This is a genomic window from Micromonospora chokoriensis (genome assembly GCF_000718555.1).
In the GTDB taxonomy this organism is placed as follows: Bacteria; Actinomycetota; Actinomycetes; order Mycobacteriales; family Micromonosporaceae; genus Micromonospora; species Micromonospora chokoriensis_B.
The window spans coordinates 88,343-103,635 of record NZ_JOAN01000012.1; the positions used below are offsets into that span (position 1 = coordinate 88,343).

Annotated in this window: 11 protein-coding genes; 1 reads left to right on the forward strand and 10 read right to left on the reverse strand. The window is 72.8% G+C overall.

Annotated elements, in window-relative coordinates:
- Positions 1–5: 5 nt before the first annotated feature.
- From IF46_RS0117505 to IF46_RS0117550, 10 genes are all read right to left on the reverse strand, one after another.
- Positions 6–938, reverse strand: a complete 933-nt coding sequence (locus tag IF46_RS0117505; protein WP_030489429.1) for a sporulation protein — start codon at positions 936–938, stop codon at positions 6–8.
- A 134-nt stretch (positions 939–1,072) separates the two neighbouring features.
- Positions 1,073–2,137, reverse strand: a complete 1,065-nt coding sequence (locus tag IF46_RS0117510) for a hemolysin family protein (protein WP_030489430.1) — start codon at positions 2,135–2,137, stop codon at positions 1,073–1,075.
- Between the two features lie 52 nt (positions 2,138–2,189).
- Positions 2,190–3,545, reverse strand: coding sequence for a hemolysin family protein (locus tag IF46_RS0117515; RefSeq protein WP_030489431.1), 1,356 nt, complete (start codon positions 3,543–3,545; stop codon positions 2,190–2,192).
- A gap of 177 nt (positions 3,546–3,722) precedes the next feature.
- Positions 3,723–4,076, reverse strand: coding sequence for a monovalent cation/H(+) antiporter subunit G (gene mnhG / locus IF46_RS0117520; protein WP_030489432.1), 354 nt, complete (start codon positions 4,074–4,076; stop codon positions 3,723–3,725).
- The gene (locus tag IF46_RS0117525; protein WP_030489433.1) at positions 4,076–4,339 is read right to left on the reverse strand and encodes a monovalent cation/H+ antiporter complex subunit F; all 264 of its coding nucleotides are present in this window, start codon (positions 4,337–4,339) and stop codon (positions 4,076–4,078) included. The genes mnhG and IF46_RS0117525 overlap by 1 nt, the downstream gene beginning before the upstream one ends.
- Complete coding sequence (locus IF46_RS0117530; protein ID WP_084597942.1) at positions 4,336–4,944, reverse strand: Na+/H+ antiporter subunit E; 609 nt, start codon at positions 4,942–4,944, stop codon at positions 4,336–4,338. The genes IF46_RS0117525 and IF46_RS0117530 overlap by 4 nt, the downstream gene beginning before the upstream one ends.
- Complete coding sequence (locus IF46_RS0117535) at positions 4,941–6,446, reverse strand: Na+/H+ antiporter subunit D (RefSeq protein WP_030489435.1); 1,506 nt, start codon at positions 6,444–6,446, stop codon at positions 4,941–4,943. The genes IF46_RS0117530 and IF46_RS0117535 overlap by 4 nt, the downstream gene beginning before the upstream one ends.
- On the reverse strand, positions 6,446–6,925 hold the full coding sequence (locus IF46_RS0117540; protein WP_030489436.1) for a Na(+)/H(+) antiporter subunit C: 480 nt from the start codon (positions 6,923–6,925) through the stop codon (positions 6,446–6,448). The genes IF46_RS0117535 and IF46_RS0117540 overlap by 1 nt, the downstream gene beginning before the upstream one ends.
- Before the next feature lie 55 nt (positions 6,926–6,980).
- Positions 6,981–9,815, reverse strand: a complete 2,835-nt coding sequence (locus IF46_RS0117545) for a Na+/H+ antiporter subunit A (RefSeq protein WP_030489437.1) — start codon at positions 9,813–9,815, stop codon at positions 6,981–6,983.
- 239 nt (positions 9,816–10,054) lie between these two features.
- Positions 10,055–10,441: a hypothetical protein gene (locus IF46_RS0117550; protein WP_030489438.1), complete on the reverse strand. Its 387-nt coding sequence runs from the start codon at positions 10,439–10,441 to the stop codon at positions 10,055–10,057.
- Between the two features lie 108 nt (positions 10,442–10,549).
- Between IF46_RS0117550 and IF46_RS0117555 the strand changes: the two genes are divergently transcribed.
- A complete protein-coding gene (locus IF46_RS0117555) occupies positions 10,550–15,271 on the forward strand; it encodes an ATP-dependent helicase (protein ID WP_420063577.1) in 4,722 nt (1,573 codons plus the stop codon).
- Positions 15,272–15,293: the final 22 nt, after the last annotated feature.

A 15,293-nucleotide genomic window follows, 5' to 3' on the forward strand; every position in this document is an offset into this window, starting at 1 on the left:
CCCGGTCAGGTGCCGTCGCCGCCGCCGGAGCCGCCGCCTCCCACGCCGGCGCCGCCGGCGGTGCCACCAAGGCCGTAGCCGGGCTTGATCGGCTCGTCGGGGTGGCGGCTGACGTGGGCGGACCCGCTGATCCGCGCGGACCAGTCGGCGTGCGCGGCCGCGGCGGCGTGCCGGTTGATCGCCTGGCGGATCCAGCCGTCCACGGTGGCGATCCAGTCCCGCTGGTCGGCGTCCGCGTGCCAGATCCGGAATCGGCTGATGCTCTGGTGCGTGATCCCGGCCAGCGCCAACCGGCGATCCATCCAGAGGATCGCCTCCAGACCCGCCGAGTTGGTCACGAAGATCACCTCCAGCTCGGTGATCGGGCCGGCGTAGAGCGGGCCCACCCAGTAGCCCCAGCGCTGGTGCAACGGCAGGGTGTGCTCCACCCCCGGCAACCCGCCCTCCTGCAACCCGGACTGACGGATCATGAAGCCCAGCGTGTCCAGCGCCGCCAGCACGTGCTGCTGGGTGGGGATCGGGTGCACGAAGATCGGCACCATGGCGCCCTGGTCGAGATCGGGGTCGAGCGAGACCTCGGTCCGCAGGCCCATCCGCAGACTCAACAGCGGCACCCCGCCGAACGTGGTCACCGGGGTCTCCCACGGCAGCGGCAACGCGAAGTCGACCGCCCGCCGCCGACCGGCCGGCACCACGAACCGGCCGGCGATCGGCAACTGATGGAACTGCACGAGGCGCCGGGCAGCGTTCGGGTCATCCGGCTCGACCGTGGTGACGAGGCCGAGCCGGATGTGGCGCACCAGCACGTCCTGCGGGCCCGCCGCGAGGGTCACCCGCCCGGGCAGGCGCAGGCCCGGCCGGGTGCTCGGGTTGGGCAGCGTGGTCTGCACGGCCAGCCCGGTCCGGCCGGACTCCGGGGACACTCCCGTCAGCCGCACCGCACGCCCCCTCCCGGGACGGGGCCCCGCCGGCCCCACCGTGCGCGCCTACCCGGTCGCGGTGACCTCAAGCCCGCCCGCGCCGAGCAGCGCCGACCCGGCCACGCTGACGCAGCGCGGCCGGGCCGGTGAGCTCAGCGAAGTCGCCGCCCGCGCGGCACCGTGTCGGTCTCGTCGTCGAACTCCCCGATGACCTCCTCAAGGAGGTCCTCCAGGGCCACGAAGCCGATCGGCCGGGCCGGGCCGCCGCCGTTGCGTACCAATGCCAGCTGTGACTGCCGGGCCCGCATCGCCGCCACCGCCTCGGTGACCGACGACGTCGCGGGCAGGGTGAACGCGGGCGTCATCAGCTCCCCGGCGGTGGCGACCCGGCCGGTGGTGACCACCCGGACCGCCTCCCGGACGTGCACCAGGCCGCACACGTCGCCCGCCTCGTCGAGCACCGCGAGCCGGGATCGGCCGCTGTCCCGGCTGACCTCTTCGATCCGAGTGGCCGGGTCGTCCCGACGGACGGTGACCATGGTGGCGAACGGCTCCATCACCTGCGCCACCGACGTGCCCTGCAACTCCAGCATGCTGGTCAGCAACTGGTGCTGCTCGGCACCGAGCAGCCCGTGCTCACGGGACTGCTCCAGCAGGATCCGCAGCTCGTCCGGGCCGTGCACCTGGGCGAGCTGATCCTGCTGGGTGACCCCGAGCAGCCGCAGGATCGCGTTGGCCAGGGCGTTGAGCGCGGAGAGCACCGGCCGGGAGACCCGGGCGAAGGCGCGGAACGGCAACGCGAGCAGCGTCGCCGAGCGCTCCGCGTCGGTGATCGCCCACGACTTCGGCGCCATCTCCCCCACCACCAGGTGCAGGAAGGTCACCACCCCGAGGGCGAAGAGCAGGGCGACCAGGTGACTGGCCGCGTCCGGCAGGCCCACCGCGTGCAGCAGAGGGCTGAGCAGGTGCTCGATCGCCGGCTCGGCCAGCGCGCCGAGACCCAGGGTGCAGAGCGTGATGCCGAGCTGCGCGCCGGCCAACATCAGTGACAGCTCGCGTACGCCGTCGAGCGCGGCGCGGGCGGCTCGACCGCCGTTCGCCGCCGCCTGTTCCAGCCGGTAGCGCTTGCTGGCCACCAGGGCGAACTCGGCGGCCACGAAGAACCCGTTCAGCGCCAGCAGGATCGCCGAGCTGAACAGTGCGATTCCGGGGCTCATCGGTGCTTTCCTTTGGTCGCGACTGCGGTGCTCGCAAGCTCACTCCTCGCGCTCACGCAGTCACCCCCGGCTTGGTCAGCTGCAACCGCACCGAGTCGGCCACGTGCCGATCCACGGCCAGCACCTCGACCAGTGCCCGAGGCTCCGCCTCGCCGTCCTCGCCGTCCGATCCCTCGGGCGCCAGGCTGATCTCCAGCCGGTCACCGACCTCCGGCACCCGGCCCAGCTCCCGCATCACCAACCCGGACAGGGTGTCGTACTCGGGGGCCTCGGGCAGGGCGATGCCGGTGCTGTCGGCGACCTCGTCGATCCGCCAGCGGGCCGGCACCACCCAGGACCCGTCGTCCTGCCGGGCCGGTGCCCGCTCCGGTGGGTCGTCCTCGTCCCGGATCGGGCCGACCAGCTCCTCGGCGATGTCCTCCAGCGTGATCACGCCGGCGAAACCGCCGTACTCGTCGACCACGCACGCCATCTGCCGATGCCCGGCCCGCAGGCGATCGAGCACCGTGGGCAGGGGCAACGTCTCCGGTACGAGCAGCGGCGGCCCGGCCACCGCACTCACCGGAGTGGTGGCCCGCTCCCCAGGGGGTACGCCGAGCACGTCGGCGATGCCGACGATGCCGAGCAGGTCGTCGACGCCCTCCGCACCGCGTACCGGGAAGCGGGAGTGGCCGGTGTCCAGCAGCTCGACCACCCGGCTGACCGGTTCGTGTGCCCGTACGGTGTGCACGTCGACCCGGGGCACCATGGCCTCGCCGGCGGTCAGCTCGCGGAAGTCCAGACCTCGGTCGAGCAGCGTGGACATCTCGGCGTCGAGGCTGCCCTCCTCGCGGGACTCGGCGATGATCTGTTCCAGGTCCGCCGGGGTGGCGCCGCTGGGCAGCTCCTCGATCGGCTCGATGCCGAACCGGCGCAGCAGACGCACCGATGCCCGGTCGAAGAGCCGGATCAGCGGCCCGGCGACGGCCAGGTAGATCAGGGTGGATCGGCTCAACGCCCGAGCCAGTTGCTCGGCCCGCGCGATGGCCAGGTTCTTCGGGGCCAACTCCCCGAGGACCATCTGCACGATGGTGGCGATGACCAGGGCCAACGCCACCGACAGCGGCAGGCTGACCGCCTCGCTGACACCGGCCACGCCGAGCAGGTCGGCGAGGCCACCACCCAGGTACGGTTCGGCGACGTAGCCGACCAGCAGCGCGGTGACGGTGATGCCGAGTTGGGCGCCGGAGAGCATGAAGGAGAGCCGGCTGGTGACGGTCAGGGCCCGAGCGGCGGCCGGATCGCCGTCATCGGCGAGCTGGCGCAGCTTGCCGCGGTCCACGGCGACATAGCCGAACTCCTGCGCCACGAAGTAGCCGGTGGCGGCAGTAAGAACAGTGATCAGAAGAAGACCAACGACGATCAACACGGGTTGCTCAGGGCTCCCGGGGTCGTCGGTACGGGGATATGCCGGGCACGACCCGGCTGGCTACTGCTGCCCTCCTGGGCAGAAGAGTCGATCATGCCGCTATTTTATCGGCGCTGGCTGGGACTCCGCTGGGGGTGGGCCGAAGGAGCGAAACGTCCGGTTCAGCGGGTGCCCCGGTCATCCCGCCGACCCACCACCTGAGCCGCGTTCGGCCAGCTCATCGGCGTCGAGCAGGCTTCGGTCGAGCCGCCCCGACCGGTACGCGGCCCGCCCGATCATCTGCGCCGCGACCGGCGCGGTCGCCAACTGGAAGACCGCCACCAGCGCGATCATGCCCAGGTCCGCCGGGGACCGCAGCCGCAACGCGATGCCCAGCAGCAGCAGGAGCACCCCGAGCACCTGCGGCTTGGTGGCCGCGTGCATCCGCGACAGCGCGTCCGGGAAGCGCAGTACGCCGATCGCGGCGGCCAGGCCGAGCAGCGCGCCGGCCACCAGACAGCCGGCGCCGAGCCAGTCCGCGATCGTCGCGATCACTGCTGCTCCCGGACGGCGAAGCGGACCAGCGACACCGAGCCCACGAAGCCGAGCAGGGAGAGCACCACAAGTACGGGCAGCGTGGTGGCGTGCCGGTTGACCGCCGCCTCGGCGCCCACCGCGCCGACCATTGTGGCGAGCAGCATGTCCGCGGCGATCACCCGGTCCACCAGTGACGGGCCACGGTAGAGGCGGGCCAGCGCGAGGAGGGCGGTGACCGACAGCAGGGCGGTGAGGACGACGGCCAGGAACGTGGTCACGGGCGGGTTCCCTTCTCGGGTGCGGAGACGTCGAGCTGGCGCAGCTCTGCGGTGGAGCCCACCGTGCGCAGGATTCGCCGTTCGACGGCGAGCGTGCGTTCCCGGGCCACGTCCAGGTCCGTCGGGGCGTGGGTGTCCAGGACGTGCAGGTAGAGGGTTCCGGAGTCCCGGTCCACCTCGAGGATCAGCGTGCCCGGCACCAGCGAGACCGCCTCGGCGGTGAGCGCCAGGTTCAGGTCGGTGGAGACCCGCAACCGGACCGCGATGATCGCGCCGCGCGGCCGGTAGCCGGGCTGCACGGCGATCCGGGCGATGTGCAGGCTTGCGCTGACCAGCTCGGCGGCGAACCGGCTCGCGAACACCAGCAGCGCCCACGGGCGCAGCCGGCCACCGAAGCTGACCGCCGGCAGCGGGAAGAAGACCAGCACCGCCCCACCCACCAGCAGGCCACCGACCAGGTTGGCCCAGTTGATGTCACCCCAGAGCAGGTTCCAGACCACCACCAGCCACCCGAGCGCCACCGCCTGGTCCCGCCAACGCCCGAACCGGCCCCGCGACGCTTCCGACCCGCCGGAGGTCACGGCCGTCGGCGGCGAGCCGGTCACGGTACGCCGCCCGGCAGCACGGCACGGACGTACGGGGTGCGCAGGCGCAGGTCCGCAGCCGCGTCGGCGGTGACGTCGAAGAGCGGACCGGCCAGCACCGTCAACGCCAGCCCGAGCGCGACCAGGGCCATGGTGGCCCCGACCATCAGCTTCGGCAGCCGGACGACCGGCTCGCTGGTGGCCATTCGAGGCGCACGCCAGAAGGCGATGTTCCACACCCGCGACGCCACGTACAGGGTGAGGAGGCTGGTCAGCGTGCCGGCCGCGACCAGCACCCCGGGCAGCGGCCCGCCGGCCGCCACACCGGCCTGGAGCAGGCCGAGTTTGCCGAGGAAGCCGGAGAACGGTGGCACCCCGGCCAGATTCATGGCCGGGACGAAGAACAGCACGCCGAGCAGCGGCGCCACCCGGGCCAGCCCGCCGATGCGGCGCAGATCGGTGCTGCCCGCACGCTCCTCGACCAGGCCGGCGACGAGGAACAGCGTGGTCTGGATGGTGATGTGGTGCACCACGTAGAAGATCGCGCCGGAGAGCCCGGCGATGCTGCTCAACGACACCCCGAAGATCATGTAACCGATGTGGCTGACCAGGGTGAACGAGAAGAGCCGCTTCAGATCGGACTGGGCCACCGCGCCGAGGATGCCGATCACCATGGTCAGCCCGGCGACGACCATGAGCAGCACGTCGGCCCGCCCGCCGGGAAACAGCAACGTCTCGGTGCGGATGATCGCGTAGACGCCCACCTTGGTGAGCAGACCCGCGAAGACGGCCGTGACCGGGGCCGGCGCGGTGGGATAGCTGTCCGGCAGCCAGGCCGACAGCGGAAAGACCGCCGCCTTGATCGCGAAGGCCAGCAGCAGCATCAGCTCCAGGGCCAGTCGGACGCCGTCGGGCAGGTCGTCGAGGCGCTGGGCGAGCTGGGCGAGGTTGAGCGTGCCGGTGGCCGCGTACACCAGACCCACCGAGGTCAGGAAGAGCATCGAGGAGAGGATGCTGACCACCACGTACGTCGACCCGGTCCGGATCCGGGTCTCGGTGCCGCCCAGGGTGATCAACACGAAGCTGGCGGCCAGCAGAATCTCGAACCCGACGAAGAGGTTGAACAGGTCACCAGCCAGGAACGCGTTGGTGACGCCGGCGGTGAGCACCAGGTACGTCGGGTGGAAGATCGACACCGGCGTGCTCTCGATCGTCTCGCTGCGACCCTGACCGACCGAGTACAGCAACACGCACAGGGTCACCGCCGAGGACACCACAAGCATCAGCGCGGCGAGTTGATCGGCCACCAGGACGATGCCGACCGGTGCCGGCCACGCCCCGACCGCCACCACCACCGGCCCGTGCCGGTACGCCTGCACCAGCAACAGCACCGCCACCGTGAGCGTGCCGCTCAGACACAGCACGCTTATCGCGCGCTGAACTCGGGGCTTCCCGGCCAGCAACAGGGTCAGCGCCGCACCGAGCAGCGGCACCACCACCGGCAGCGGCAACAGGGCGCTCATCACGTCTCTTCCCCGCGTCGTAGCCGTCGGCGGGCCGGCTCGGGATCGACCTGTTCCGGGTCACCGTTCGGACCCTCCCCACCGAGGTCGACCGCACCCATCTCGTTGCGTCCCGCCCGGCGAATGATCTGCCGGTCCTCCAGATCGTCGGGCACCTCGTCGTCGCCGGAGAGATACCAACTGCGGTACGCCACCGCGAGCAGGAACGCGGTGAACCCGAACGTGATCACGATGGCGGTCAACACCATCGCCTGCGGCAACGGGTCACTCATCCGCTGCACCGACCCGGTACCGACGATCGGTGCCCCGCCCGGCCGCCCGCCCAGCAGGATCAACAGGTTCACCCCGTTGCCGAGCATGATCACACCGAGCAGGACCCGGGTCAGGCTGCGCTCCAACAGCAGGATCACCCCGCACCCGACAAGCACCGCGACGGCCAGCACCAGCACCAGCGTCGGCCCCGCGCCAGTGGCCGTCACCGTTCCTCCTTTGTTCGCGACTGCGGGGCTCGCAAACCCGGCTCACTCCTCACGCTCACGGCCGATCCCCCTTGTCGACGGCCAGGCCGCCGGTCGCCGTGCCGGTGGCCTCGATGTGCCGGTCCACCTCGGCGCCGAGGCTGCGCAGGATGTCCAGCACCAGCCCGATCACGACCAGATACACGCCGATGTCGAAGAAGAGCGACGTGACCAGGTGAGCGTCGCCGATCAGCGGCAGTGACCTGTCGATCTTGGCGCTCTCCAGCACCGATCCACCGACCAGCAGCGCCACCACGCCACTGCCCACCGACACGGCCAGCCCCGCGCCGAGGATCGCGCCGGCACCGACCGGAGCCGCCTCGGTCAGCTCGTACCGGCCGCCGGCCAGGTAGCGGACCACCAGGGCGAGACCCGCCACCAGACCACCGGCGAAGCCGCCACCTGGCGCGTTGTGCCCGGAGAAGAGCAGGAACAGCGAGAACAGCACCACGGTGTGGAAGATCAGCCGGATGACCACCTCCAACACGATCGAGCGGCGTCCCTCGTAGAGGGTGGGGCCACCGCGCAGCCACACCGGGCGGCCAGGTCCACTCGCCCCTCGGTCCGCCCCCGGCCGGCGCGGCCGTGGCCCGGTGCGGGACCGCTCGAAGATCAGGCTGGCCACCCCGGTCGCGGCCACCACCAGCACCGCCAGCTCGCCCATCGTGTCCCAGGCCCGGATGTCGACCAGGACCACGTTGACCACGTTGCGGCCGTACCCGTGCGCCACCGCCAGCTCCGGAAACGCGGCCGAGACGTCCGGTGCCCGGCGGGCGCCGACTGCGGTGAGGGCCAGCCCGGCGGCCGCCACACCCACCGCCACCCCGATGGCGCGGCGGGCCCACCGGCTGCGGCGCAGCGGCCGGGCCGAGAACCGCTCCGGCAGGCGGCGCAGCACCAGCACGAAGACCGCGATCGTCGAGGTCTCCACCAGAAACTGGGTGAGCGCCAGGTCGGGCGCCCCGTACAGCACGAAGAGCATCGCCGTGCCGTAGCCGGTCATGCCGACCAGCAGCATCGCGGTCAGCCGGCGGCGGGCACCGACCGCCAGCACCGCCGCCACCGTGATCACCAACACGACCACCGGTTGCAGCAGGCTGTCCCAGAGCGGAATCCGCGCCCGCCACGGGCTGGCGGAGAGCATTGCCGCGCCGGGCACCAGCACCAGGGTGACCAGGATGATGCCCAGATACTGCGGCAGCGAGCCACGCTGGGTCGCGCCGGTGACCTCGATGGCCAGCCGGTCGAAGCGGCCCACCGCCCACTCGTACCCCTGGTTTCCCCCCACCGGCGACCGCAACCGGGCCAGCACCGGGGCGAGCGGCCCGCGCACGGCGAAGAGCAGGCCGCCGCCGACGAGCGCCAGCACGGAGAGGCCCAGCGCCGGGGTCGGTCCGGCCCAGAGCGCCAGGTGCGCGTCGACCTCACCGAGCAGATCGGCGTACGGACGCAGCAGGTCGTCCAGCACGCTCGCGGCCGGACCGGCGAGCAAACCGACACCGGCGAGCACCGCGGGCGGCACCAGCAGCGACGCGGCGATCGGTCCCGGCGGGACCGGCGTCACACCCGGCCGGTCGGCGAACGCGCCCCAGAGGAAGCGGGCGCTGTACGCGACGGTGAGCACCGTCCCGGCGACCAGGCCGATGAGCAGCGCCGGCTGTTCGGTGAACGCCCCGAACACCGCCTCCTTGGCGACGAAGCCGACAAGCGGCGGCACGCCGGCCATCGACGCCGCAGCCAGCACGGCGACCACGAACAGCGGCCGGGACCAACGTCGCAGCCCGGACAGCTCGCGCAGGTCACGAGTGCCGGCACCGTGATCGATGATGCCGACGACCAGGAACAACGCCGCCTTGAACAGGGCGTGCGCCAGCAGCATCGCGGTGCCGGCCAGGGCGGCGTCCGGGGTCCCCGACCCGGTCACCGCGACCAGCAGGCCGAGCTGACTGACCGTCCCGTACGCCAGCAGCAGCTTGAGGTCGGTCTGCCGCAACGCGGCCCAACCGCCGAGCAGCATGGTCGCCACGCCGGCGATCTGCACCACCGGCCGCCACGGGCCGACCGTGGCGAGCACCGGCGCGAGCAGCCCGACCAGGTAGACGCCGGCCTTCACCATCGCGGCGGCGTGCAGGTAGGCGCTGACCGGCGTGGGTGCCGCCATCGCGACCGGCAGCCACGAGCTGAACGGCAACACCGCCGACTTGGACAGCGCGCCGGCAAGGATGAGCAGCACGGCACCCACCAGGTAACCGCCGCCGGGCAGCGGCTGCGCGCTGATCTCCGACCAGCGGTAGGTGCCGGCATGCTCACCCAGCATGATGAACCCGACAAGCATGGCGAGCCCGCCCAGCGTGGTGACGGTCAACGCCTGCGCCGCCGCCCACCGGCTGGACCGCCGTTCCGTGCTGTGCCCGATCAGCAGGTACGAGAAGATCGTGGTCAGTTCCCAGCCGACGTAGAGCAGCAGCAGGTCGTCGGCGAAGACCAGCACCAGCATCGCGCCGGCGAAGGCGACCAGGACCGCGGCGAACTGCGCCAGCCCGGTGGAGCCAGCGCTGAAGTAGCGGGCGCTGTAGACCAACACCAGCGCGCCGATGCCGCCGATCAGCAGCGTCATCAGCCAGGACAGCGTGGTGACCCGTAGCGCGATGTCCAGACCCAATTGCCGAATCCACGGGTACGTCTCGACCACCGCACCGCCATCGGCGACGGCCGGGGTCCGGGCCACCGCCCAGCAGAACGCGGCGGCCGGCGCCAACGCCAGCGGGTAGCACGCGCGCGGACCCCACCAGCGAACGAGCAGGGGCGCGGCGAGGGCCGCCACGAGATGGAGGATGAGCAGTACCAGCACCTGCGCGCTCCCGATCGACATGGCCGACGCCCGTGGCAGCGGTGGCGCCTAGCAGCGATCAGACGCCAGTTCGGTGCCCGCCGTGCGGTTTTGCCGGAATTCGCCCACTGCGCCCTAACCCCCACCCCCAACCCCCACCCCGCCCTCTCGTGGTCGATCAAGGGGTTTGCGTCAGGAACGCGGGCGAGGATGACGCAAACCTCTTGATCAACACAGGCGGGTGGGGTTGGGGGTGGGGGTTAGCGCAGGAGGGCCTTGTTTAGGGGTTGGGCGTCGTCGGGGGCGGGGCGGTCACGGCGCAGCTCGACCAACAGGTCGAGGCGGCCGAGTTGGCGGGCGACGCGGTCGACCACCCGCTCTGCGGCGGTCAGCGACCGCACCGAGAGCAATCGGCCGCGGCTCTCGCGCCGCAGCACGAAGTAGTGGACGGCGACGCGGACCTGCCCCCGATCGGCGGCGCTGGCCTGGGCGGTGCAGCGGACCAACTCCCGCAGGCAGCGGGCGAGGCGTTCGGCGAGCTCGAGCTCGGGGCCGTGCAGGCCGGCACGGAGCGCGGTGAGATGGCTGTCGACCTTGCGAATCAGCACGTCGGTGCCCGGTTCGACGGTGCGCTGCTCGCCGGCCATCAAATCCCCTCACCCCGGTTCGCGTTGCGAGTGAAGTTACTTTATGTTGCTCCTTAGAAGCAAGCAGTTAAGTGAGACTTAACGGATTAAGCGCATGTTCCACGCTTTTTGCCTTTTGCGCGCCTATTCCACTCCGGGTCGCTCGTGGATGTCGTACCGGCGGGGCACGATGGACCGGTGACCGGGGCAGACGCAGACGCCGGCGCGGTGCTCGCCGGGTTCGGCCCGGCCACCCGTGCTTGGTTCGACGCCGCCTTTGCCGCACCCACGGCCGCGCAGACCGGCGCCTGGCGGTCGGTCGCCGCTGGCCGCAACGCGCTCGTGGTGGCGCCCACCGGCTCGGGCAAGACGCTGGCGGCATTCCTCTGGTCGCTGGACCGGCTGGCCCGCGAGCCCGCCCCGGCCGAGGCCCGCCAGCGGTGCCGGGTGCTCTACGTCAGCCCGCTCAAGGCCCTCGCCGTCGACGTCGAGCGCAACCTGCGCGCCCCGCTGGCCGGCATCCGGCAGGCTGCCACCCGACTGGGTGTCGCACCGCCCGACATCACCGTCGGCATGCGCACCGGCGACACCCCCGCCGACGAGCGGCGAGCTTTTGCCCGCACCCCGCCCGACATCCTCATCACCACGCCCGAGTCGCTGTTTCTGCTGCTCACGTCTGCGGCTCGTGATTCGCTGCGCGGCGTCCAGACGGTGATCGTCGACGAGGTGCACGCGGTGGCCGGCAGCAAACGCGGCGCGCATCTCGCGCTCTCCCTCGAACGTCTCGACGAGTTGCTGCCTTCCCCGGCGCAGCGCATCGGCCTCTCGGCCACCGTCCGGCCGATCGACGCCTGCGCGCAATTCCTCGGCGGTGCCCGCCCGGTCGACGTGGTGCAGCCGGCCACCCCGAAGACCATCGAGGTCAGCGTGCAGGTCCCGGTCGAGGACATGACCCGCCTGGACGAGCAGGAGCAGCCTGCGGAGGACGACCTCGGCGGCCCCGGGCCACGTCGGGCGTCGATCTGGCCGGCCGTGGAGGAACGGGTCTTCACTCTCATCGGGCAGCACCGCTCGACAATCGTCTTCACCAACTCCCGCCGCAGCGCCGAGCGCCTCTGCGCCCGGCTCAACGAGCTGGCCGCCGAGGCGGTGGCCGCCACGTCGGGCGAGAGCGCGATCGGCGTACCGGAGGGGTTGCCGGCAGGCGACGACGGCCTGGCGGGCGGCGCGCAGCGGTGGGGTGGTCCGGCCGGTCCGCTGCGCAACCGGCCGCCGGCCGAGGTGATGGCCCAGTCCGGCGCGGCCACCGGCGCGGCACCCGTGATCGCCCGCGCCCACCATGGCAGCGTCTCCCGAGAGGAGCGCAAGCACATCGAGGAGGCGCTCAAGTCCGGCCAGCTCCCGGCGGTGGTGGCCACCTCGAGCCTGGAGCTGGGCATCGACATGGGCGCGGTCGACCTGGTGGTGCAGATCGAGGCGCCGCCGAGCGTGGCGGCCGGGCTGCAACGGGTCGGCCGGGCCGGGCATCAGGTGGGCGCCGTCTCCCGTGGGGTGGTCTTCCCCAAGCACCGCGGCGATCTGCTCTCCTGCGCTGTGGTCGCCGAGCGGATGACCGACGGGGCGATCGAGGAGCTGCACTACCCGCGCAACCCGCTGGACGTGCTGGCCCAGCAGATCGTCGCGATGGTGGCCCTGGAGCCGTGGCCGCTCGGCGACCTGGCCGTGCTGGTCCGCCGGGCCGCACCCTTCGCCGAGCTGCCCGACTCGGCGCTGCACGCCGTGTTGGACATGCTCTCCGGCCGCTACCCGTCCACCGCCTTCGCCGAGCTGCGCCCTCGATTGGTCTGGGACCGGGCCACCGACCTGCTCACCGGCCGCCCCGGCGCGCAGCGACTCGCGGTGACCAGCGGCGGCACCATTCCCGACCGGGGCCTGTTCGGGGTCTTCCTGGCCGGCGCCGAGCGGGCCGCCCGGGTCGGCGAGTTGGACGAGGAGATGGTTTACGAGTCCCGGGTCGGCGACGTCTTCCTGCTCGGCTCCTCCTCCTGGCGGATCGAGGAGATCACCCCCGACCGGGTGCTGGTCTCGCCCGCCCCCGGGCAGGCCGCGCGCATGCCGTTCTGGAAGGGCGACCAGCTGGGCCGGCCGGTGGAGCTGGGCCGGGCCATCGGTGCCCGGGTGCGCACCCTCCTGCGCCAGACCGACGAGGCGGCACTGGCCGCGCTGCGCGACAGCGGGCTGGACGAGTGGGCCGCCAGCAACCTGATGGCCTACCTGCGCGAGCAGCGGGAGGCCACCCGCTCGCTGCCCGACGACCGCACCGTCGTGGTCGAGCGGTTCCGCGACGAGCTGGGTGACTGGCGGCTGGCCGTGCACAGCGTCCTCGGTGCCCGGGTCAACGGGCCGTGGGCCCTCGCGGTGGGCCGCCGGCTGGCCGAACGGTACGGGGTGGACGCCCAGGTGATGCCCTCCGACGACGGCATCGTGGTGCGACTTCCGGACACCGCCGACGAGCCACCCGGCGCCGACGTGGTGGTCTTCGAGCCGGACGAGATCACCCAGCTCGTGGAGGAGTCGGTCGGCACCTCCGCCCTCTTCGCCGCCCGTTTCCGGGAGTGCGCCGCGCGGTCACTGCTGCTGCCGCGCCGCGACCCGCGCCGCCGCCAGCCGCTCTGGCAGCAGCGGCAACGCGCCGCGCAACTGCTCGACGTCGCCCGCGAATACGCGGACTTCCCGGTCACCCTGGAGGCTGCCCGGGAGTGCCTCCAGGACGTGTTCGACCAGCCGGCGCTGGCCGGGCTGATGCGTGACCTGGCCACCCGCAAGGTGCGGCTGGTCGAGGTGGAGACCAGCGCGCCGTCCCCGTTCGCGCGGTCGTTGCTCTTCGGCTACGTCGGCGCGTTCCTCTACGAGGGCGACGCCCCGCTCGCCGAGCGCCGCGCCGCCGCACTCGCCCTCGACTCCACGCTCCTCGGCGAACTGCTCGGCCGGGTCGACCTGCGGGAGTTGCTCGACCCGGCGGTGCTCACCGAGACCGACCGGCAGCTGCGCTGGCTGACCGAGCAGCGCCGCCCCCGCGACGCCGAAGACGTCGTCGAGCTGCTGCGAGTGCTCGGTGACCTGAGCGACGCCGAGCTGACCGAGCGCGGTGTGCCGGAGGGCTGGCTGACCGAGTTGGAGGCCACCCGCCGGGTGCTGCGGGTCCGGATCGCGGGCGAGCAGCGCTGGGTGGGCGTCGAGGACGCCGCCCGCCTGCGCGACGCCCTCGGCGTGGCGCTGCCGGTGGGGGTGGCCGAGGCGTACCTCGCCCCGGTGGCCGATCCGCTCGGTGACCTGGTGGCCCGCTACGCGCGCACCCACGGGCCGTTCGCCGCGGCAAGCTGCGCGGCCCGCTTCGGGCTCGGCGTGTTCGTCGTCGAGCAGGCGCTGCGCCGGCTCGGCGCCACCGGGCGGGTGGTCTCCGGGGAGTTCACCCCGGATTCGACCGGCGCCCAGTGGTGTGACGCCGAGGTACTGCGGATGCTGCGCCGCCGCTCGCTCGCGGCGCTGCGCCGGGAGATCGAGCCGGTGCCGCCCCGGGCGCTGGCGACGTTCCTGCCCCGCTGGCAGCAGGTCGGCTCGTCCGGCCGAGGTGTGGAGGCGCTCGCCGCCACTGTGGAGCAGTTGCAGGGCGCGGCGGTGCCGGCGTCCGCCTTGGAGCGGTTGGTGCTGCCCGCGCGGGTCGCGGACTACTCCCCCGCCCAGCTCGACGAGCTGTGCGCGAGCGGGGAGGTGCTCTGGGCGGGGTCGGGTGCGATCTCCGGGGGTGACGGCTGGGTCACCCTGGCGTACGCGGACGCCGCGCCGCTGCTGCTCCCGCCGCCCGACGAGGCGTTGACCCACACTCCGCTGCACGAGGCGGTGCTCGACGCGCTCGGCGACGGGCAGGCGCTGTTCTTCCGCCCGCTGGCCGACCGGGTCGGCTCGACCGACGACGCCGCGCTGACCGGGGCGATCTGGGACCTGGTCTGGGCGGGGCACCTCACCAACGACACCCTCGCCCCGCTACGCGCGGTGCTCGGCGCTGGCGGTGCGCACCGCTCCCGGCCGTCCGCGCCCCGCACCCGTTATCGGCGGCCCGGTCGGGTGGCGCTGCCCACCCGGGGTGGCCCGCCGACGGTCGCCGGCCGCTGGTCACGCCTCCCGGAGCGGGACCTCGACCCGACCCGGCGGGCCGCCGCGCTCGCCGATCTGCTGCTGGAGCGGCACGGGGTGGTCACCCGCGGCGCGGTGATGGCCGAGCAGGTCATCGGCGGGTTCTCGGCGGTCTACCCGGTGCTGTCGGCGTTGGAGGAACGCGGAGCGGCCCGCCGGGGTTACTTCGTCGAAGGGCTCGGCGCGGCGCAGTTCGCCGTACCCGGTGCGGTGGACCGGCTGCGGGCGCTGGCCGACCCGACCGACGGCGCCCGGGGCCGGGGTGCGGCGGCCACTGTGCTCGCCGCGACCGACCCGGCCAACCCGTACGGCGCGGCGCTGCCCTGGCCGGAACGGGTGGTCGACTCCGGCGACGGGGCTGCGCCTGCGACCGGGCACCGGGCCGGGCGCAAGGCGGGTGCCCTGGTGGTGCAGGTCGGCGGCGACCTCGTCCTCTACGTCGAACGCGGGGGCCGGACGTTGCTCTCGTTCAGCGACGACACCGACATGCTCGCCGCAGCCGGCAAGGCGCTCGCCGACGCCGTCCATTCCGGGGCGTTGGGCGCGATGTCGGTGGAGCGGGCCGACGGCGAGGCGGTGCACTCCTCGCCGCTGCGTGACGCGCTGACCGCCGCCGGTTTCCGGGCCACCCCCCGCGGCCTACGCCTGCGCGGCTGACCAGTCAGTTACGGCCCACTCC

Bases quoted from the DNA above. Each gene is read 5' to 3' on its own strand.
- IF46_RS0117535 (WP_030489435.1), bottom strand. From the start codon at position 6,446: ATGAGCGCCCTGTTGCCGCTGCCGGTGGTGGTGCCGCTGCTCGGTGCG.
- IF46_RS0117550 (WP_030489438.1), bottom strand. From the start codon at position 10,441: ATGGCCGGCGAGCAGCGCACCGTCGAACCGGGCACCGACGTGCTGATT.
- IF46_RS0117510 (WP_030489430.1), bottom strand. From the start codon at position 2,137: ATGAGCCCCGGAATCGCACTGTTCAGCTCGGCGATCCTGCTGGCGCTG.